The organism is Collibacillus ludicampi (assembly GCF_023705585.1).
GTDB lineage: Bacteria > Bacillota > Bacilli > Tumebacillales > BOQE01 > Collibacillus > Collibacillus ludicampi.
The window spans coordinates 1,472,920-1,493,599 of the sequence record NZ_BOQE01000001.1; the positions used below are offsets into that span (position 1 = coordinate 1,472,920).

Annotated in this window: 19 protein-coding genes; 9 read left to right on the plus strand and 10 right to left on the minus strand. The window is 45.5% G+C overall.

Features of this window, described 5'->3' with window-relative positions; translation table 11 throughout:
• Position 1: 1 nt before the first annotated feature.
• Positions 2-1,273 carry a dicarboxylate/amino acid:cation symporter gene (locus DNHGIG_RS07270; protein WP_282199049.1) on the minus strand — a complete coding sequence of 424 codons (1,272 nt, stop codon included), beginning with the start codon at positions 1,271-1,273 and terminating at the stop codon, positions 2-4.
• Between the two features lie 209 nt (positions 1,274-1,482).
• Between DNHGIG_RS07270 and DNHGIG_RS07275 the strand changes: the two genes are divergently transcribed.
• The 3 genes from DNHGIG_RS07275 to DNHGIG_RS07285 are packed head-to-tail and all read left to right on the plus strand — an operon-like array spanning position 1,483 to position 4,780.
• Entirely contained in the window at positions 1,483-2,493 is a 1,011-nt protein-coding gene (locus DNHGIG_RS07275; RefSeq protein ID WP_282199050.1) for a DctP family TRAP transporter solute-binding subunit, read from the plus strand.
• Positions 2,490-4,100, plus strand: coding sequence for an ATP-binding protein (locus DNHGIG_RS07280; RefSeq protein WP_282199051.1), 1,611 nt, complete (start codon positions 2,490-2,492; stop codon positions 4,098-4,100). The genes DNHGIG_RS07275 and DNHGIG_RS07280 overlap by 4 nt, the downstream gene beginning before the upstream one ends.
• Positions 4,100-4,780 carry a response regulator gene (locus tag DNHGIG_RS07285; RefSeq protein WP_282199052.1) on the plus strand — a complete coding sequence of 227 codons (681 nt, stop codon included), beginning with the start codon at positions 4,100-4,102 and terminating at the stop codon, positions 4,778-4,780. Before DNHGIG_RS07280 ends, DNHGIG_RS07285 begins: the two co-directional genes overlap by 1 nt.
• A 131-nt stretch (positions 4,781-4,911) precedes the next feature.
• On the opposite strand, the gene noc is transcribed toward DNHGIG_RS07285, so the two are convergent.
• The 9 genes from noc to rpmH all read right to left on the minus strand — a co-directional run bounded on the left by noc (position 4,912) and on the right by rpmH (position 13,568).
• Complete coding sequence (gene noc, locus DNHGIG_RS07290; protein ID WP_282199053.1) at positions 4,912-5,751, minus strand: nucleoid occlusion protein; 840 nt, start codon at positions 5,749-5,751, stop codon at positions 4,912-4,914.
• Positions 5,752-6,615: 864 nt separating this feature from the next.
• The gene (gene rsmG / locus DNHGIG_RS07295) at positions 6,616-7,353 is read right to left on the minus strand and encodes a 16S rRNA (guanine(527)-N(7))-methyltransferase RsmG (protein ID WP_282199054.1); all 738 of its coding nucleotides are present in this window, start codon (positions 7,351-7,353) and stop codon (positions 6,616-6,618) included.
• A complete protein-coding gene (gene mnmG / locus DNHGIG_RS07300) occupies positions 7,331-9,229 on the minus strand; it encodes a tRNA uridine-5-carboxymethylaminomethyl(34) synthesis enzyme MnmG (protein ID WP_282199055.1) in 1,899 nt (632 codons plus the stop codon). Before mnmG ends, rsmG begins: the two co-directional genes overlap by 23 nt.
• Before the next feature lie 77 nt (positions 9,230-9,306).
• Positions 9,307-10,686, minus strand: a complete 1,380-nt coding sequence (gene mnmE / locus DNHGIG_RS07305; RefSeq protein WP_282199056.1) for a tRNA uridine-5-carboxymethylaminomethyl(34) synthesis GTPase MnmE — start codon at positions 10,684-10,686, stop codon at positions 9,307-9,309.
• A gap of 679 nt (positions 10,687-11,365) precedes the next feature.
• The gene (gene jag, locus DNHGIG_RS07310) at positions 11,366-11,989 is read right to left on the minus strand and encodes an RNA-binding cell elongation regulator Jag/EloR (RefSeq protein ID WP_282199057.1); all 624 of its coding nucleotides are present in this window, start codon (positions 11,987-11,989) and stop codon (positions 11,366-11,368) included.
• On the minus strand, positions 11,986-12,720 hold the full coding sequence (locus tag DNHGIG_RS07315; protein WP_282199058.1) for a YidC/Oxa1 family membrane protein insertase: 735 nt from the start codon (positions 12,718-12,720) through the stop codon (positions 11,986-11,988). Before DNHGIG_RS07315 ends, jag begins: the two co-directional genes overlap by 4 nt.
• Entirely contained in the window at positions 12,720-12,971 is a 252-nt protein-coding gene (yidD, locus tag DNHGIG_RS07320; protein ID WP_282199059.1) for a membrane protein insertion efficiency factor YidD, read from the minus strand. The genes DNHGIG_RS07315 and yidD overlap by 1 nt, the downstream gene beginning before the upstream one ends.
• Positions 12,964-13,338, minus strand: coding sequence for a ribonuclease P protein component (rnpA, locus tag DNHGIG_RS07325; protein ID WP_282199060.1), 375 nt, complete (start codon positions 13,336-13,338; stop codon positions 12,964-12,966). The genes yidD and rnpA overlap by 8 nt, the downstream gene beginning before the upstream one ends.
• A gap of 95 nt (positions 13,339-13,433) precedes the next feature.
• The gene (rpmH, locus tag DNHGIG_RS07330) at positions 13,434-13,568 is read right to left on the minus strand and encodes a 50S ribosomal protein L34 (RefSeq protein WP_282199061.1); all 135 of its coding nucleotides are present in this window, start codon (positions 13,566-13,568) and stop codon (positions 13,434-13,436) included.
• 647 nt (positions 13,569-14,215) lie between these two features.
• Here rpmH and dnaA point away from each other — a divergent pair.
• The 6 genes from dnaA (at position 14,216) to gyrB (ending at position 20,672) form a co-directional block, all read left to right on the plus strand.
• Positions 14,216-15,571, plus strand: coding sequence for a chromosomal replication initiator protein DnaA (gene dnaA, locus DNHGIG_RS07335; protein WP_282199062.1), 1,356 nt, complete (start codon positions 14,216-14,218; stop codon positions 15,569-15,571).
• A gap of 197 nt (positions 15,572-15,768) precedes the next feature.
• Positions 15,769-16,905, plus strand: a complete 1,137-nt coding sequence (gene dnaN / locus DNHGIG_RS07340; protein WP_282199063.1) for a DNA polymerase III subunit beta — start codon at positions 15,769-15,771, stop codon at positions 16,903-16,905.
• A gap of 33 nt (positions 16,906-16,938) precedes the next feature.
• Positions 16,939-17,157 carry a S4 domain-containing protein YaaA gene (gene yaaA / locus DNHGIG_RS07345; protein WP_282199064.1) on the plus strand — a complete coding sequence of 73 codons (219 nt, stop codon included), beginning with the start codon at positions 16,939-16,941 and terminating at the stop codon, positions 17,155-17,157.
• A 7-nt stretch (positions 17,158-17,164) separates the two neighbouring features.
• Positions 17,165-18,289 (plus strand): DNA replication/repair protein RecF, encoded by a 1,125-nt coding sequence (gene recF / locus DNHGIG_RS07350; protein WP_282199065.1) that lies wholly within the window; start codon positions 17,165-17,167, stop codon positions 18,287-18,289.
• Positions 18,290-18,294: 5 nt separating this feature from the next.
• Positions 18,295-18,564, plus strand: a complete 270-nt coding sequence (gene remB / locus DNHGIG_RS07355) for an extracellular matrix regulator RemB (RefSeq protein WP_282201375.1) — start codon at positions 18,295-18,297, stop codon at positions 18,562-18,564.
• A 191-nt stretch (positions 18,565-18,755) separates the two neighbouring features.
• Positions 18,756-20,672 carry a DNA topoisomerase (ATP-hydrolyzing) subunit B gene (gene gyrB / locus DNHGIG_RS07360; protein ID WP_282201376.1) on the plus strand — a complete coding sequence of 639 codons (1,917 nt, stop codon included), beginning with the start codon at positions 18,756-18,758 and terminating at the stop codon, positions 20,670-20,672.
• Positions 20,673-20,680: the final 8 nt, after the last annotated feature.

Sequence of the window (20,680 nt, forward strand, 5' to 3'; positions counted from 1 at the left end):
ATCACGTCGAAAATGCCCGGTCTTTTTCATGAACCGGTTTTTGTTGCGCAAACTTCGTTTCATCAAAATCTTTCTCCATCTTCGATACAACCACAGTGGCAACTCCGTTCCCAATCAAGTTGATAAGCGCGCGCGCTTCTGACATGAAGCGGTCGACCCCTAAGAGCAATGCGAGACCTTCCACAGGCACAAAGTGGGTCGCAGACAGAGTGGCTGCCAATGTGACAAAACCACCTCCAGTCACTGCTGCTGCACCTTTCGATGTTAACATCAGGACGGCCATGATTGTTAATTGCTGCATGAGATCCAAATGAACGTTATAAACCTGTGCGATAAAGATGACAGCCATCGATAAGTAAATGGAGGTGCCATCCAAGTTGAAGGAATATCCTGTCGGAAGAACCATACCGACTACCGGCTTCGAGCACCCGTACTGTTCCAGCTTATCCATCATGCGTGGAAGAACCGATTCGGATGAAGAGGTTCCTACAACGATAAAAATTTCTTCTTTTAAATATTTAATCAAATTCCAGAGACTGAACCGATACATTTTTGCAATCGATCCAAGCACGACCATCACGAATAGGATCATGGCCGCATAGACACAAATCATCAATTTCCCCAATGGAATCAGAGCGGTGATACCGAATTTGCCGATCGTGTATGAGATGGCGGCAAATGCCCCCAAAGGAGAGAGTTTCATCACAATGTTCACGATATTAAAAAATACCTCTAAACACTTCTCAAAGAACTGGACGACCGATTTTCCTCTTTCACCAAGCAATGATAATGCAACACCAAACAAACAGGAGAACAGCAAGACCTGGAGCAAGTCTCCTTTCGCAAATGCATCGAATGCATTGCTTGGAACGATATGAAGGAAGAACTGTACCCAGTCTGTCTCCGCAGCCGCCTTCGTGTACTGACTGATATCCCCCTTTTTAAGATCCGCCAGATGTAACCCGGAGCCCGGTTGAAGCAAGTTCACTACGAGTAATCCGATCGCAAGGGCAATAGTGGTCACAATCTCAAAGTAAAGAATCGCTTTGGCACCTACACGTCCCACTTTTTTCATATCTCCCATATTCGCGATTCCTATCACAATCGTCAGAAACACGATGGGGGCGATCACCATCTTAATCAGATTGATAAATAAATCTCCGAGTGGCTTCATTTGCGCTCCGGTTTTCGGAAAAAAGAAACCAAGAGCAATTCCCAGAACCAATCCGATCAGCACCTGAGCCGTAAGTGAGAATTTGAACTTTCCTTTCACGATAGATCCCCTCCGGAAATCGCTTACATTCAAATGAATGTGTAGTCAAAAGATTTTGTCAGAAAAATGATTCTTGCACGTCAATTAAATCACGTTTAATCCATCGCAGGAAGAATTAGAACATATCGTTTATTTTGTTCATTTTGTTCTTTTGAACGGAACGTAAGATTGTGAGAAGATTACATATGGGGAATCGGAGGTTGAATGGGTTGAAGAACAAGATCTTATCGGTTATCAGCATATTTGCACTAACATTTCTGACGGCTTGTACTCCGAAAGCGATCGATTATGAGCAAGTCAGTGAAAAGGAGAAAATCGTCATTCGCTTCTCTCATGTGGTCGGCGAAGATACCCCGAAAGGACAAGCCGCCCGGTTATTTGCGAAATTATTAAAAGAGCGCACAAACGGTAAAGTGGAGGTTCAAGTATTTTCCAACGGATCACTTTACAAAGATACGGAAGAACTGAACGCTCTTGCTGAGGGGCATGTCCAAATGGTTGCACCTGCAATTTCGAAACTGACGGATCTCATCCCGGAGTTGGGCGTTTTCGATTTACCCTACCTGTATCCGGATTTGAATGGTTATCATCAAGTATTAGACGGAACAGCGGGAAAATCGATCGCTGAAAGGCTAAAGAAAAATCATATGATACTTCTTGGTATTTGGGACAATGGTTTAAAACAATTTACCAACAATGTTAAACCCATACGCGCCCCAGAAGATCTGGCCGGTCTCACCATGCGCATCATGCCTAGTACTGTCCTTGATCATCAATTCAAAATGCTGCAAGTTAGACCCGTCCCCATCAATTTCAATGACGTCTATCTCGCTCTCGAAGAAGGAAAAATCAACGGCCAGGAAAATACGATCTCCAATATATACACCAAACGGTTTTATCAAGTGCAACGATATATGACTTTAAGCAATCATGGTTATCTGGGCTATCTCGTGATTATGAACGAGAGCTTCTGGAACCGATTGCCTTCCGATATTCAAAAGGATATTACCGATACGATGAGAGATGTAACGAAATGGGAAAGGGACGAGGCTGTCAAGATTGAACAGGAACAACTGAAAGAAATCAACAAATGTTCTTGTATCCAAATCGTCCAGCTGAACGAGGCTGAAAAGGAGCGATGGAAGCAATTTTACCAGCCTCTCTATCAGGAAATGAAGCAAAAATTCGGTCCGGGAATTTTCGAGGAGTTTGGTTTATGAAACAAGCTCGGTTAACCATGCGCACAAAAATCGCCATTACGATCTCAATCATAGTCTTTTTCTCAGTCATTAGCGGGAGTTTGATCATAATTCATCGCATGGCAAGTTTATATGAACAGGAATTAGGAAAAAAAGTAATGGCAATCGGACAATCTCTTGCACAATCTCCGATCATTCGGGAAGGGTTGGGAAAACCCGAAGGTTGGAAAATCATCCAACCTTTCGCCGAACGTGTACGACTCGCTACCGATGTAGAATATGTGGTTGTCTTCGATATGAACAAAATACGCTTTTCTTCACCCATTGAAGATCGAATCGGTACCCGATTTGTCGGTGGCGATGAAGATCCTTCTTTGACTGAACAATCGTATGTTTCAAGAGCACACGGGGTGAAAGGCGACTCGATCCGCGCTTTTGTTCCGGTGATGGATGAAGAAGGAGATAAACAGCTCGGTGTTGTGGTGATTGGTGTACTCATTCCTTCTTTTCTTCAATTGGTGTGGGATTATCGGTTGGATTTAACGATCTCATTACTCTTAGGGTCGATTTCGGGTATTTTGGGGGCCGTATGGGTAGCTAACCGGATCAAGCGGCAAATGCTTAATATGGAACCTTTGGATATCGCACATCTATTTAAAGAACGTGAAGCGGTTATCGAATCGATTGCCGAAGGAATTATTGCTATTGATTCAAATGAGCGTATCACCGTCTTCAATAAACAGGCGATGCGCATCATGGCGATTACTGAAGACGTAATCGGTAAACCGATTCGAGAAGTGATACCGGATAGCCGTCTTCCGGAGATACTCAAGGAAGGAAATCCGCAATACCATCAACTTCGACGCATTCATAAAACGGTGATCCTGGTCAATCGAATTCCGATCATTGTTAACGGAAAGATTTTGGGCGCTATGTCCACTTTTCAGGATCGAACGGAAATCGATCAGCTCGCAGAAGAATTGACAGGAGTCAAAAAATTCATAGATGCCTTACGCGCCCAAAACCATGAATATTTAAATAAATTACATACGATCGCGGGTCTGATCCAATTACAGCGTTATGAAGAAGTCATGGAAAAGATTTTGAGCTTTAATCAAGAGAAAGAAGAAGAGACACATTTTTTGACGAGCCGCATCAAGGATTACAGCATCTCGGGATTAATTCTCGGCAAAATCAGCCATGCCAAGGAACAAGGAGTAGAATTGAAAGTAGATCCCAGAACCTCCTTGCCGGTTTTACCAGTGAATGTTAAGGAAGCGGATGTTTTAATGATCGTTGGGAATCTCCTTGAAAACGCCATCTATGCAACTGCCCATTCCTCTCAGACGGAGAAAACAATCACTCTTTTCCTCGAGGGAAATGAAGACGGTATCGAGATTGAAGTCATCGATAACGGGATTGGCATGAATCCTGATACGCAAACGAAAATCTTCGATTACGGTTTTACGACAAAAGGCTCCCATGGACAAGGAATCGGGCTCTATCTAGTTAAACAATTTGTCGATCTGCTTGGCGGTGAAATCGAGTGTGAGTCAAAAGTTGGTGAAGGAACCCGGTTTGTTGTCATTCTTCCAGGGCCGGAATGGGATATGGAAGGTGAATCTTGATGGAACTCATTCGCATGCTCATTGTCGAAGATGACCCGATGGTCATGGAAATCAATGCGGAATTTATATCGCGGATTGGTGGATTTCAACTTGTGGGGAAAGCCTTTAGCGGAACAGAAGCCTTCCGGTTGATCCAAGAGACAGATCCGGATCTTGTTTTATTGGATTATTTCTTACCGGATATGGACGGACTTGCAATACTGAAAGAAATCCGTCTCCAAGAACTTACTGTGGATGTCATTCCTGTAACAGCCAATCGTTCTGCTGAACATATTCAGCAGATCCTGCGTTACGGTGCTTCTGATTATATCTTGAAGCCATTTCGTTTTGAACGACTGCAAACTGCTCTCGAGCAATACAAAATAACATACAAAAAATTGCGTATGAATGATCAACTGGAACAAGTGGATATGGATTTGATCACCGGCATGCGAAGCCAGAAAGCGGACACGACGAATCGTATGCTTCCCAAAGGATTAAACCCACATACTTTACAACAGATCATCGATTATTTACAGGAACAAAAGAAAGCCATGTCAGCCGAAGAAGTAGCCTCTGGAACGGGACTTGCTCGGGTTACTGTCAGGAGATATCTTGAATATTTACAAAAAAGAGGAGATGTACAACTGGTCGTCAAATACGGCTCCATCGGTCGTCCGGTGAATCGCTATCGATTATGAAAGAGGATGGTAAAAAAAGTGCCTCCCCTTAACAATTGGGAGGTCTTTTGCTGCAGCCATTCATCTTCGTGATCAGTATTCGTTACTTTTCACATTGAAAGCTTGAAGAAGAAACAATTGTTTCGCGTTCTCTATGATTTCTTTTTGGGAACTCGGATTACAATTTGATAATAATCTTCAAAATCCTCTTCTTCCGTCGCAACGGATAATCCGCTTTTTTGAATCATATCTAAAGATTGCCGAATTGTATTGACCGCAAGACGAACGTCCTTGGAGAATAAGACACGTTTTTTCTTAGGTTTCGCTTCAGATTTTTCGAGCAATTGTTTGACTCGTGCTTCCGTCTGCTTGACGTTCCATTCTTTCTCCATGATTTCGGTCAGAACTTTTAATTGAAGCTCTTCCGTCGAAAGGGCTAAAAGGGCGCGGGCGTGTCTCTCTGTAATCTGGCGTTTCAACAGAGCGTCTTGTACCGCTTGCGGCAGATTGAGCAAGCGTAATTTGTTAGCAATCGTCGATTGCCCCTTGCCTAAGCGTTGAGCCAAACTTTCCTGTGTCAATTGATGGAGCTCGATTAACTGTTGATAGGCGATCGCCTCTTCGATAGCCGTAAGTCCTTCCCTTTGCAAGTTTTCGATCAAGGCAACAGAAGCGGCATGCGAGTCGCTCATTTCCCGAACAATAGCCGGAATCGTCTTTAAACCTAATTTCTTGGCAGCTCGCCAACGACGTTCGCCGGCAATCAGCTCATACGTATCCCCTTTTTTCCGTACAACGATCGGCTGAATGAGTCCATGTGTACGTATGGTTTGACTTAACTCTTCGATCCGTTCATCATCAAATACGCTTCGGGGTTGATACGGACTTGAGACGATCTTATCCGTCTCCAGTGCACGAATCTCTTCTGATGATTCGTTCGACACATCTTTTTCTCCGAAACCGAAAAAACGCGCTAGCGACAGCTCTCTCATACCCGGTTTCACCCCACCCTACCCGTGTTCACATTGTAATATGAAGTATTTCTCCATCCTTTTTCGCAAATCCTGCAAATCGTAGAATCCTGTTACATTTTCCCTATTGCGCAATATCGAAAATGTGTGGTCTGGCGAGCGTATGCTTTGCATTCGCGCTCAGTGGAGGTCGTCTCAGTGGGAATATGCTTTGCGCTCATGCTCCTTGAAGGTCGTCATTGCGGGCATATGCTTGGCGTTCATGCTCCGTGGAGGTCGTTTCAGCGGGTATATGCATTGCGCTTATGCTCCGTGGAGGTCGTCTCGCTTGGAATATGTTTAGTTGTTGCGAGACGACCTCCAAAGTCGCTGTTTCACGCCAAGCATATGCCCCTTTAACGTTCCAAAGGAAGCGAGACGACCTTCAAAGTCGCTATCATACTCAAAGCATTACGCCCCCCAAGATACTATTCACTCTTGTAGTAGTACCGCTTGCGGCATGGAGGGCTATCTTGAAAACTAGTACTTGGGTGGATGTATCGCTTTGCGCTTGGGTTCGATGAAGGTCGTTCCGCTCGGATTCCTAACAGAAGTTGCGGAACGACCTTCAACTCACCTCTGCGCCGCAAAGCGAGAAAACCATCAAAAACTACTCCATTGCTTCGTTGCAGCCTTAAGCCCCTCTTCCGCACAAGAAACTTTTCATTCTCTGATGACGCCGCCTAAGCGGGATGTGGGCACAACATTGCATGAAAAGGTAAAGTTCTTCCCAAGGCGTTCGCTCTGCGTTCTTAAGCCGTCTCATTTTCACACTTGCAAGAATTGAGACCTTTGAAAAATGCTTTTCTTGCAGAACATACGCCTTCATAATGATTCTTTATCGACCTAAACCAGCGGTTTTCTTGAAGGCGTACCCGCTTTTCTCGGAAAATTCTTTGGTGTTTGCTGTACTTTTTCAATGACGACAATCGTACGTGTTCCGTAACCTCCTGGTATTTCGGTTCTTTTCAGTTCGCGAACGGCTCCCCCCAGCTTGACGATCGCCTTTTCCGCTTCCCGAACTTCCGTTTCAGCTTCGGGACCTTTCAAGGCAAAGAACCAACCGCCAACGCGCACGAACGGCAAGCAGTATTCACTCAATACATTGAGTTTGGCAACCGCCCTTGCCGTTACCTGATCGTATGCTTCCCGCCACTCTTCTTTCTGTCCGAAATCTTCCGCACGTCCATGAACAGGATAGAAGCGGGGAAGTGAGAGATGTTTCCCCAACTCCTCCAGAAACGAGATACGTTTTCCTAAAGAATCTAACACGGTGAGTGAAAGCTCCTGACATACAAGGTGAACGGGTACACCCGGAAAGCCTGCCCCCGCTCCAACGTCCAACATTCTTGCATCACGGCAAAAGTGATTAGCCGTCATCAAAGTCAAGGAATCATAAAAATGTTTGAAATACACTTCTTCTCGTTCAGTGATGGCCGTTAAATTCATTCGTTGATTCCATTCGATGAGCATCTCATAATACTGTTCAAAGCGATGGATCGCTTCTTCTCCGATCTCTATCCCCAATGCGGCCACATGTTCTTTGAAACGAAGCTGCAACTCATCCAGCATGTTGTTCACCACGTCCGCGTTCCCTGCTTTCCAAATATACGAGTAGAATAGAAATGTCTGCTGGCGTAACACCCGAAATCCGGGAAGCTTGGCCAATCGAGCGAGGCTTGATTTTGGACAGTTTTTCTCTCGCTTCCATCGCCAGGCCATTGATACTCATATAATCGAGATCTTCAGGCAAAAGTTTGTTTTCCAGTTTTTTCTGCCGTTCGATTTGCTGATTTTGCTTCTCGATATATCCGGCATATTTAATTTGGATCTCCACTTGTTCCTTGACTTCCGGATGAAGAGGAGTATCAGAAGGAGCCAGTTCTTCGATGATCTTGTAATCGACTTCAGGACGTTTCAACAATTGATCTAATGTCAAAGCTACATCTTTATCCAACGGGTGAGAACCCAGACGCTCCAATACCGGGTTTGCTTCCTCCGCTTTCACGCGGATTGAGGAGAGGCGTTTCTTTTCATATGCAATACCCGCTTTTTTCTCAAGATATCGTTCGTATTTCCTGGGTGATAACAATCCGATCTTATGGCCGATTTCCATGAGGCGAAGATCCGCATTATCGTGACGCAAAATCAGCCGATACTCAGCACGTGAAGTCAATAAGCGATAAGGTTCATTCGTGCCTTTCGTCACCAGGTCATCAATCATCACTCCAATGTAACCTTCAGAACGATCGATGATCACCGGTTCTTGACCTTTTACCTGTAATGCCGCATTGATTCCTGCAATAATCCCCTGGCCGGCCGCTTCTTCATAACCGGATGTGCCGTTAATCTGACCTGCAGTGTAAAGTCCTTTGACAGCCTTGGTCTCAAGTGTTAATTTCAATTGCGTGGGTATGATCGCATCATATTCGATCGCATAACCCGGACGCATCATTTCCACGTTTTCGAGTCCCGGAATGGTTCGAAGCATCTGGAATTGTACATCTTCCGGCAGCGAAGTAGAGAGGCCTTGCACATACCATTCAGCCGTATTTTTCCCTTCAGGTTCCAAAAAGATCTGGTGAGCGGGCCTTTCTGCAAAACGCACCACTTTGTCTTCAATGGAAGGACAGTAACGCGGTCCTGTTCCTTGAATCTCTCCTGAATACATGGGTGCACGGTGAAGGTTTTCCTGAATGATCGCATGTGTCGTCTCATTCGTATAGGTAAGCCAGCAAGGTACCTGCTCACGAGGTTTCACATCATCCGAAAAAGAAAAATGCAACGGTTCCGGATCCCCAGGTTGCGCAACCATTTTGTCAAAGTTGATGGTGTGTCTGTTCACGCGGGGCGGCGTTCCCGTTTTGAACCGAACCAATTCAAATCCGAGATCGATTAAAGAATCCGTTAATTTTAACGCAGGCATTTGTCCGTTCGGGCCGCTTTGATACGATACATCACCGATAATGATACGCCCACGAAGATAAGTTCCCGTCGTCAAAACAACCGCTTGCGCATGATATTCCGCACCCGTTTTCGTCACAACACCTTTTATGGCACCGTTATGCGTCAATAATTCCTCCACCAATCCTTGGCGCAACGTGAGATTGGGAGTGTTTTCGAGTGTGTGTTTCATTGTTAATCCATAAAGCGCCTTGTCTGCCTGCGCCCTCAACGCATGCACCGCAGGCCCCTTACCTGTATTCAACATGCGCATCTGGATATACGTTTTGTCGATATTGACAGCCATCTCACCGCCAAGCGCATCAATTTCTCGCACAACATTTCCTTTTGCAGGTCCACCGATCGCGGGGTTACACGGCATGTAAGCGACTGTATCCAGATTGATCGTGAGCAATAACGTCTTACATCCCATTCTCGCGGCAGCCAGTGCCGCTTCACATCCGGCATGTCCGGCACCGATGACGATGACTTCATATTCACCAGCAAAATACCTCAACGTATAAAACTCCTTTCTCATACATGCTTTGTTTCTAATTGGTTGTGCTCCTTGCACCCGGAATGAAACCCGACCTTCTACTTACCCAGACAAAATTGAGAGAAAATCTGATCCAACAAGTCTTCTCCGACCGCTTGCCCGATCACTTCCCCTAAGGTTTCCCAGGCATTGCGAAGATCAACGGCAACCAGATCGAGCGTCAAGCCCATGCGTGCGGAAGAGAGCGCTTCTTCCAATTGTCGTTTCGCTTTTTCAAGAAGAGAAATATGGCGCGCATTCGATACATATGTACCTTCTTTGCCTTCAAGTGCGCCGGCAAAGAATAGTCGCTCCACTTCATCCTCCAGAGCATCAATTCCCCTTCCCTCTTTGAGCGACATTTCGATGATAGGCGCGTCATCCGTCAATTGAAGGATCTCATCCGTTTTCACTTTTCGCGGCAAATCCAATTTATTGAGAATCACGATCGTCGGATACTTGCGTACCTCTTGCAACAACTCTTTATCGATCCATGTCAACTCGCGGCTGGCATCAATCATGAACAGTACGAGATCCGCTTCCTGAAGCGCTTCACGGCTCCGTTCCACTCCGATCCTCTCGACGATATCCTCCGTTTCTCGAATGCCGGCCGTATCAATAATATGAATGGGAATCCCTCGCAAACTGATCTGCTCTTCCAGAATGTCGCGTGTCGTCCCGGGAATATCCGTTACAATCGCCCGGTTCGTACGGGATAAAGCATTCATCAATGAAGACTTGCCAACATTCGGCCGCCCTAGAATGACCGTCCGTAAACCTTCACGAAGAATACGCCCAGTTTGAGCCCCTTTCAAAAGCTGTTCGATCCGCTCGACAACCTTTTCACCCTCCACAAGGATATGGTGAGTCGTTACATCCTCCACATCATGCTCCGGATAATCGATCGTGACTTCCACATGTGCGAGCAATTCGATCAACTTTTGTCTCAATTCGCGAATCTCTTGCGACAAGCGCCCCTCCACCTGGCGCATCGCCAATTTTTGCGCCTGATCCGTTTTCGAGCGAATGAGATCAATGATCGCTTCCGCTTGAGGCAAATCAATCCTCCCATTGAGGAACGCTCGTTTCGTGAATTCTCCCGGTTCCGCCAAGCGCGCGCCATAGCGAAGCACCAATCGCAAGATCCTCTGTACGGCAATAATCCCTCCGTGACAATGGATCTCCACAACATCTTCCCGTGTATAACTGCGCGGCGCTCTCATTAATGCGACCAAGACTTCATCCACAACTTCTTCCGTTTGCGGATCCACGATATGCCCATACGTCAATGTGTGTGTATCTTGTTCGCTCAGTCTTTTTCTCGATTTAAAAATTCTATCTACAACGGCGATCGACTCCGGACCGCTCAAGCGAACGATCGCTACGCTTCCTTCGCCCAGCGCCGTGGCGATTGCCGCTATCGTATCGACTTCATGCATATTCGTACCCCACTTTGTACGTCGTTTAGCTCTTAGTTTGTGCACATTTCATTGTACCACAGTCATGCATACAAGAAAAAAGTATCCACATGTGAATAAAACATTTTTATTTTATGTATCCACATGTGGATAGGGCAAGCTTTTTAACAAATTAACTTTCTTATGAAATAAAAAAGGAGCCTTCTTCTGGCTCCTGTTTATCCACAGACTACCTTGAAAATGTGTAGTTTGGCGGGCGTATGCTTTGCGTTCGCGCTCCGTGGAGGTCGTCTCGCATGGAACAATGATCAGATGTGGCGAGACAACCTCCAAAGTCGCTGTCTCACGCAAAGCATTACGCCCATTCGAAGACACTTTTCATCCTCTGATGGTGCCGCTTGCGGCATGGGGGACTACCTTGAAAACTAGTGCTTGGGTGGGTGTATCGCTTTGCGCTTGGGTTCGATGAAGGTCGTCCCGCTGGGATTCTTTACAGAGGTTGCGGAACGACCTTCAACTCACCTCTGCGCCACAAAGCGATACACCCACCCAACTGCACAAGAAACTTTTCATCCTCTGATGGCGCCGCTTGCGACATGGGGAACTATATAGTTTTCTTCACACAAGGCAACAAAAGTATCCGATCGCCACCAAAATCAACAAAAAAGCCGTACTAGAAGTACGACATGATCATCTCTATTTATCTGGGTAAAATGATCACTTTTCTGTAGGGTTCTTCTCCTTTTGAGAGGGTAGTCACATGCGGATGAGATTGCAAAAAGCTATGAATGATTTTTCGTTCATGCGAAGGCATAGGTTCAAGAACGATTTCCCGTTTTGTTCGCGCCACTTTCTGCGCCAAACGGGAAGCGAGATGTTCCAATGCTTCTTTTCTCTTACTACGATAATCTTCCGCATCCAAAGTGATGCGTACATACGTATGACTGTATTTGTTAGCAACAATGTTCAATAGGTATTGCAGGCTGTCCAAAGTAGCTCCATGACGGCCGATTACAACGCCGATATTGGGACCACGCAGATGAAAACTATGATTTTTCTCATCTTCCATTCGATGCTCCACTTGAATCTCGGAAAGATTCATCGTACGAAGAACGTCCAGCAAAAACTTTTTCGTGTCTTCGATCGGATCGGGAATCACTTCGACTTCCACTTCCGCTTCCCTCACTCCGATCAAACCGAACAATCCGCGAGAAGGCTGCGTGAGAACACGCAGATGAACCCTCTCGCGCGGGACGCCAAGCTTTTGCAAGGCTACTTGAACCGCTTCTTCTACTGTCTTGCCCGTAGTAATCACTTTCTTCATTTATTGGTACCTCCCTGGGGTACAGGGCGCAGGGATTTTGTGAAATATGTCTGTGCGATCGTGAACAAGTTACTGAATACCCAGTAAAGCGAAAGGGCTGCCGGGAACGAATAGCTGAAGAAGAAGATCATTGCCGGCATAATATAAAGTAGCATCTTTTGATTGGGATCCTGGGCATTCACGATCATCATTCTCTGTTGAACATAAGTAGTTAACGCGGCCAGAACCGGGAGAATGAATGTATGGTCAGGCAGCCCTAAAGGTATCAATCCCAAAAAGGCGTGTTTTTTTATCTCGATATTCGTATTGATCGCTTGATAAAGCGCGATCAGAATGGGCATCTGCACGAGGATCGGCAAACATCCGGAAAGGGGATTGAGCTTGTATTTCTGATACAACTTCATCATTTCTTCGTTCATCTTCTGTGGATTCCCTTTGTGGGTTTCCCGGATCTTTTGCATTTCAGGCTGTACTTCCTGCATCAGTTTTGAATAGCGCAATTGTTTGAACATCAGCGGCAGGATCAAGATGCGAATGATGACGGTAACTATCAGTATCGCGAGACCGTAATCGTGCACTTGCCGGGCGAAGAAATCGATCGAATCGGAAACAAAACCGACAATTTGCCCCCAGAAAGTAGAACGATTTAGCGTCGCTCCTGGAGCCGAAGCACATCCAGTCAACGAAAAGACCACGAGAAGTGTAAACAGCAACATTTGAAGTCTTCGCACTACAACGTACCCTCCTTATGAGATCCCTTCTGTTCCTTCAACGGCACCGGGTCAAATCCTCCCGGGTGCCAAGGACCACATTTAAATAATCGTTTTACAGAAAGCAGAATCCCAGTCAGCGGTCCATACCTTTCGATCGCTTCCACTGCATATTGGGAACAGGTGGGATAAAATCGACAAGTAGGCGGTTTCAAGGGAGATATCCACTTTCGATAGAACGCAAGCAGAAAAAGCATGATGGACTTAATCATCCGCTCCATCCTTTTTCGTGATTGCCCCTTTCTTGATAACACCTGACTTCTTCAATACATGCACAAGGCTCTTCTTCATCTCTTCATATGTAAGATCAGCCGCCAAAGGTCTTGCAACCACGACAAAATCAATGCTCTCTTCGATCGCTTCTCCTTCCAGACGAAAAATTTCGCGCAATAATCGCTTTACACGATTGCGCACGACCGCATTGCCCACTTTCTTTGAAACGGAGAAACCGACACGATAAGTGTTACCTTCATTGTTATATCGATAATACAAAACGAGATATCGATTCGCACAGGAACGACCTTGCTGAAATACCTTCTGAAAGTCTTTGGAATCCTTTAGGCGATGGATCTTCTTCATGATGCACCTCTTCCGACTACCTTCACTAGTATTTACGAAGCAAAGGCCGCTATAAACGTATCGTTTTTATAAGAAAAAGGCCACGTAGTGTGGCCTTAGGCGGACAGTACTTTTCTTCCTTTACGACGACGAGCTGCCAACACTTTACGACCATTTTTGGTGCTCATACGCTTGCGGAATCCGTGCACCATTTTGCGTTTACGATTATTCGGATTAAAGGTTGGTTTCACGTATCACACCTCCTTGAGGATCTCCGCAGATCAAAACCCAATTGAAAAAGACATTCCCAATCATTATAAGCGATCAAGGCAATCGTGGTCAAGTTACAAGGAGCTCCCTCTCTCTAAGAAACATTTTATCTTTTTAGCGATGAATACAAACGACGTGCATCAATCGAATCTTGCATGGAACAACCAACGGGCTTGTACAACATTTGTATAACTTGTACAAAACCTGTTGACATATTATCCTTTGATACGACGTTGTTCGACCACTTTCAACATAGCAGCGAACATTTTTCCACAATCCACAATACCGTGTATAAGCGAACTTGAAAAGTGTTGGCATTGTGGATAAGTGCAAGAAAATCCATTGCACATACAGATAGTTTTTTGCTATCATAGATTTGCTGAATTTTGTGTGGATAACTCAACTTATCCAAACATTTATCCACAGTTGTTGATAACTTTGTGGATAGTTATTCAGGGTGGTGGAGAACTTCTCCACATTGTGAGTTTTGTTGTTACCATCGTGAAACAATTCTATACAAGGTCGACGTTCTTTTATGTATTGAGCCCACAGTCGATGCTGCTACGACACCCTGGCTGTGGGTTTTTCTTTGTCCTGAACAATTCTCGCAGAAAGGAGCCTAAGCGAAATGGATCGGCACGCCACTCGCCTATGGCAGCAGACCTTAGCAATTTTAGAAACTCAGCTATCGAGGCCAAGTATTGAGACATGGTTTAAATCAACGAAAGCCGTCTCTTTGGATGCCAATATGCTGGTTATAGGCGTGCCAGGTGAATTTGCACGGGACTGGCTGGAATCGAGATACTCTGCAATCATCAAAAAGACGCTGTTTGAGATCACGGGAACACCGATTGAGATCAAGTTTGTCATCCCTCAAATTCCGGACGAAAGCTTTTACGAGCCGTCCACCGGGAACACTGCCGTCAAGGAATTGAAAGATACGGCGGATGACTTCACGCCCACTCAATTGAACAAAAAATACACATTTGAGACATTCGTCATCGGTTCCGGCAATCGTTTTGCACACGCGGCCAGTCTCGCTGTTGCTGAAGCACCGGCCAAAGCATACAATCCCTTGTTCATTTACGGGGGGGTTGGACTCGGGAAAACGCACCTCATGCATGCAATCGGTCATTATGTTCTCGAACATAATCCGAACATGCGAGTCCTCTACATCTCATCAGAAAAATTCACGAATGAATTCATCAATGCGATCCGAGATAACAAAACGGTTGATTTTCGCAATAAATATCGCAACATTGATGTCCTGCTGATTGATGATATTCAGTTTCTCGCTGGAAAAGAACAAACACAGGAGGAGTTCTTCCATACATTCAATGCATTACATGAAGAAAATAAGCAGATCATCATTTCGAGCGACCGGCCCCCAAAGGAAATTCCTACTTTGGAAGACAGGCTGCGTTCACGCTTCGAATGGGGACTGATCACCGATATACAACCTCCCGATCTGGAAACGCGCGTAGCGATTTTAAGAAAAAAAGCGAAAGCGGAAGGATTCGATATTCCGGAAGACGTCATCACGTATATCGCCAAAAAGATCGATTCGAACATTCGGGAACTCGAGGGTGCGTTGATACGGGTCGTCGCATATTCTTCCATGATCAACCGTGACATGTCAGCAGAAATGGCTGCCGAAGCATTGAAGGATATCATTTCCCCGAACAAACCCAAAAAGATAACGATCTCTGAAATACAGAAAGTCGTCGGTGAACACTTTGATTTGAAATTGGAGGATTTCAAAGCGAAGAAGCGGACAAAAGCGATCGCCTTCCCCCGACAAATCGCCATGTATCTGGCAAGAGAGTTAACCGATTTTTCTTTACCGAAAATCGGGGATGAGTTTGGAGGGCGCGACCACACGACGGTGATCCACGCGCATGAGAAGATCGAGAAAGAAATGCAGAACGATTTGAACTTGCGTCAAACGATCGAAACACTCATCGAGAAGATCAAAAACATGTGAATAACAACCGAAAAACCGCCGACATTGAATATGTGGACACTTCTGGTGTATTTCTACACATGATATCCACAAGCGATATTTCAATCGATCGGCGGCTTCTTTGCTGTTATCCACATATTCAGCGCACTTATTACTATTACTGTTATTTCTATTCACATTCTATATAGATTATGATCCTTCAAGGAGGAGCCATTCCTGTGAAGATTTTTATTCAGCGAAACGCACTATTATCAGCTATTCAACATGTTCAAAAAGCAGTCACGTCAAAAACGACCATTCCGGTACTGTCAGGGATTAAATTGAGCGTAGACAGAAACGGTTTGCGCATGACAGCGACTGACCTCGAAATCGGAATCGAAACGTTTGTTCCTGCATACATGGACGATGAGGAAATCGTAAAAGTTGAGGAGGAAGGATCCATTGTTCTTCCTGCACGTTATTTCTCGGAAATCATCAGAAAACTTCCCTATCAACAGATTGAGCTGGAAGTGAAAGAAAACTACTTAACGACGATCTGTGGAGGTACGAGCGAATTTAACCTTCTCGGATTGGATGCGGAAGAATTTCCGAGACTTCCTCAAGTCATGGGCGATCGAATCTTCTCGATCTCCAGCGATGTATTCAAGGAGATGATTCGCCAAACCGTTTTCGCCACTTCGACAGAGGAAATCCGCCCGATCCTGACGGGGGTCGTGCTTTCTTTAAAAGACGGGTTATTGCGCCTAGTGGCTACCGATTCACACCGCTTGGCTCAAAGGGAAGAAACCGTTGAAGCGCCGGCCGACTTGACATTGTCAAACGTGATTATTCCCGGAAAAAGTCTGAATGAATTAGGTCGTTTATTACCCGATGACGATCAACTGGTAGATATCGTCGTGGCTAACAATCAGATTCTTATAAAGATGGAAAACACCCAATTTTATTCCCGTTTAATCGACGGGCAATATCCGGATACATCGCGCCTTTTTCCTACAACCTTTAAAACCAGTATCCTTGTAAACACAAAAGAACTGTATAATGCGATCGAACGTGCTTCTTTGATTGCCAGAGAGAATAATAATAATATCGTCCGCTTTATGATCACTCCTGAGCAGATCAAGATCACTTCTACATCGGCTGATGTCGGGAAAGTCACGGAAACGTTTATTCCAAAAGAAGTCAAAGGGGAAGAACTATTACTCGCTTTTAATGCAAAATATATAATGGATGCCCTTCGTGTGTTTGACGCGGAAGAGATCCTTGTGGAATTCACCGGATCGATGAGCCCGTTCATTCTCAAAATCCCGGGAGAAACGAAAATCATGCAACTGGTTTTGCCGATACGCATGAACTGACCGTTCAGTTAAATCATAGGGGGGTTGGCGAAAATGGAACAGGAAGTGAAGCTTCATACGGATGAAATTACGTTAGGTCAATTATTGAAATTCGCGGATATCGTAGGATCGGGAGGGGAGGCACGTATCTTCCTGGATGAGCACAAGGTTCTTGTAAACGGTCTGCCGGAAAACCGCCGCGGGCGTAAATTACGTCCGGGTGATCATATAGATATTGAAGGAGTGGGAAGGATACTCCTTACAAAGGTATGAGGCATTCATGATCTTGCATGAGTTGGAAGTCCGTGATTTTCGGAATTACAAATCGTTACAGCTCACTTTATCTCCTGACGTAAACATTTTTGTCGGACAGAATGCACAGGGAAAGACCAACATTCTGGAGTCAATTTCTATGCTTGCTTTGGCGAAATCCCATCGTACGCATAGGGATTCGGAAATGATTCGTTGGGAGGCGGAGCGGGCATATATCGCAGGACGCTTGGCGAGGGACGAACGAACGTATACGCTTGATCTTACGATTTTGCCGAAAGGGAAAAAAGCGCGTGTCAATCAGGTGGAGAAACGGAAAATCTCCGACTTTGTCGGTCATTTGAACATCGTGCTGTTTGCTCCCGAAGATCTCATGCTGGTCAAAGGAGGGCCACAAGCCCGCAGAAGATTCCTAGACGTAGAAATAGGGCAAGTGAGTCCGCATTATTTGTATAATCTTACACAGTATACAAAAGTATTGTTGCAACGCAACAACTTGTTAAAAGAAGCAGGAAAAGGAAGCGCAAAAAACGAATTGATACAAATGTTAGCGATCTGGGATGAGCAAATGTCTGTGTATGCAGCGAAAATCATCAGCAAGCGCGTTTCCTTTTTGCAAAGATTGCAAGAATTCGCCAGTGAGATTCACAGCCGTATTACAGGGGAGCAAGAGGAGTTACAACTGCATTATCAATCGGCACTTTACCGGGAATGTCCGTCTCCGGCTGAACTTCCCGCTTATATTTTCGACGAGTTACAAAAAAAACAGAAATACGATCTACAGCGGGGGACGACTTCGATCGGACCTCACCGCGATGACATAGAAGTTTGGATTAACGGACGAAACGTGCATACGTATGGGTCACAAGGTCAACAGAGAACGGCAGCTTTGTCCATGAAATTGGCGGAAATCGAACTGATTCGCCATGAAGTGGGCGAATACCCTGTACTTTTGTTAGACGATGTACTGTCTGAATTGGACGAGAGCCGGCAACTCCATTTGTTGCAAAGTATGGGGGAACGTGTGCAAACGCTGATCACCACGACGACAACCTACGGGATTGAACAATTTATGCGTGAAAAAGCGCACGTTTATCGTGTTCGAGAGGGTGTAATTACAAGAGAAGGGTCGTGAATGAAATGTTCATCCATCTTGGTGGAGATGTGATGGTGCCTAGCAAAGAAGTGATTGCGATTTTTGATATAAAAATGAAATATTCCTCAGAAAGCACGAAGGAATTTCTTGAAGTTGCAGACGAAGAAGGTTTTGTCGTGACGATCGACCCGAACGAAAGCAAATCATTCGTTTTGACTACAAAGCATGTCTATTATTCACCGATTTCTTCCTTGACACTCAAAAAACGAGCAGGTTTTCTGGATGAGCTTGATGAGAGCAAACGAGAACCGTAAGTTCTCCACGCATGTACGCGTGGCTTTTTTCTTTCTCTTAACATAAACCATATGATGCGCTATTTGCTTGGTCGAATGTGCTTCGTATGGAAGCTTTTTTATCGCTAGTACTTCTGTTATCATAAAACTGACTAGTTGTTGCATCGTGAGGGAATACTTTTTAAAAAAAAGAATTTTTTACGTGTGAGGGGATTTCATTGGCTCAAGAGACGAAACATGTATACGACGAATCCCAAATTCAAGTTTTGGAAGGTCTTGAAGCCGTGAGACTTCGGCCCGGCATGTATATCGGTTCCACCAGCGAACGGGGATTACATCATCTCGTTTGGGAAGTTGTCGATAATAGTATCGACGAAGCTCTGGCCGGCTTCTGCACCGAGATTTCTGTCTTCGTGCATCCGGACAACAGCATCACGGTTGTGGATAACGGGCGCGGGATCCCCGTCGGCATTCATCCGCAAATGGGCCGGCCTACCGTGGAAGTGGTGCTTACGGTTTTGCATGCGGGGGGAAAGTTCGGCGGAGAAGGGTATAAAGTTTCAGGTGGATTGCACGGTGTCGGCGTCTCTGTAGTCAATGCTCTTTCCGAATGGCTTGAAGTTGAAGTAAAACGGGACGGGAAAATTCACAGACAAAGATATGAACGGGGCGTTCCTGTGACAGACTTAGAAGAGGTTGGGGAGACGGAGGAAACAGGGACGATCATAACGTTCAAACCGGACGCGGAAATTTTTACGGAAACGACCGTATATAATTACGATATCCTGGAAAAGCGGCTAAGGGAACTCGCCTTCTTGAACAAAGGCATTCTCATACACCTGATTGATGAAAGGGAAAACCGCAAAGAATCGTTCCACTATGAAGGTGGTATCCAATCGTTTGTCGAATACCTGAATCGGAATAAGACGGTACTGCATGAGCCCCCCGTATATGTCATGGGGGAAAAAGACGGGATCACCGCCGAAGTGGCGTTGCAATATAACGTCTCTTATAATTCAATCATCTTCTCCTTTGCGAACAATATTCATACCCATGAGGGCGGATCGCATGAATCTGGATTTAAGAGTGCGTTAACTCGTGTCATTAATGATTATGCGCGTCGCCACAATTTGATCAAAGATAGCACGGGAAACTTGACAGGTGATGATGTAAGAGAAGGGTTAACGGCGATCATTTCCGTGAAAATCCCAGACCCTCAATTTGAAGGTCAAACGAAAACCAAACTGGGCAACAGTGAAGTGAGGGGAATCGTCGAATCGCTCTTTGCCGAACGTTTTTCGACTTTTCTCGATGAGAATCCGTCAGTCGCCAAGAAGATCGTCGAGAAATCGATCAGTGCGGCAAGGGCGAGGGAAGCGGCACGGAAAGCAAGGGAATTGACGCGGCGGAAAAACGCGCTCGAAGTCAGTTCGCTCCCAGGTAAGCTCGCTGATTGTTCGTCCCGCAATGCGGAAGAAAGCGAGCTTTTTATTGTGGAAGGGGACTCGGCGGGAGGTTCCGCGAAACAAGGTCGTGACCGCAATTTCCAAGCGATTCTTCCGTTAAAAGGAAAGATTCTGAACGTGGAGAAGGCAAGGCTTGATAAGGTTCTTTCCAACAACGAGATCCGAGCGATCATCACTGCGATCGGAACGGGGATCGGGGAAGATTTCGATATCGAAAAAGCGCGTTATCATAAGATCATCATTATGACGGATGCCGATGTGGACGGTTCTCATATTCGCATTCTTTTGCTGACATTCCTTTATCGTCATATGCCTCAATTGATCGAACAGGGTTACGTCTATATCGCACAGCCTCCTCTCTATAAAGTGCAAAAAGGGAAGACCATCCGCTACGCGTACAATGACGCGCAACTGGAAGAGTTGTTAGAGGAGGTGGGCCGTCAGGGCGTGCAGATTCAACGTTATAAAGGTCTCGGAGAGATGAATGCGGAACAGTTATGGGAGACGACCATGGATCCGGAATCGCGGACATTGTTGCAAGTTCACATTGAAGATGCGGAATTGGCCGATAAATATTTTGATGACTTGATGGGAGATGACGTGGAACCACGCAAGCGGTTCATCGAACGTCATGCCCGTTTTGTGCGCAATTTGGATATTTGATTGGTTGA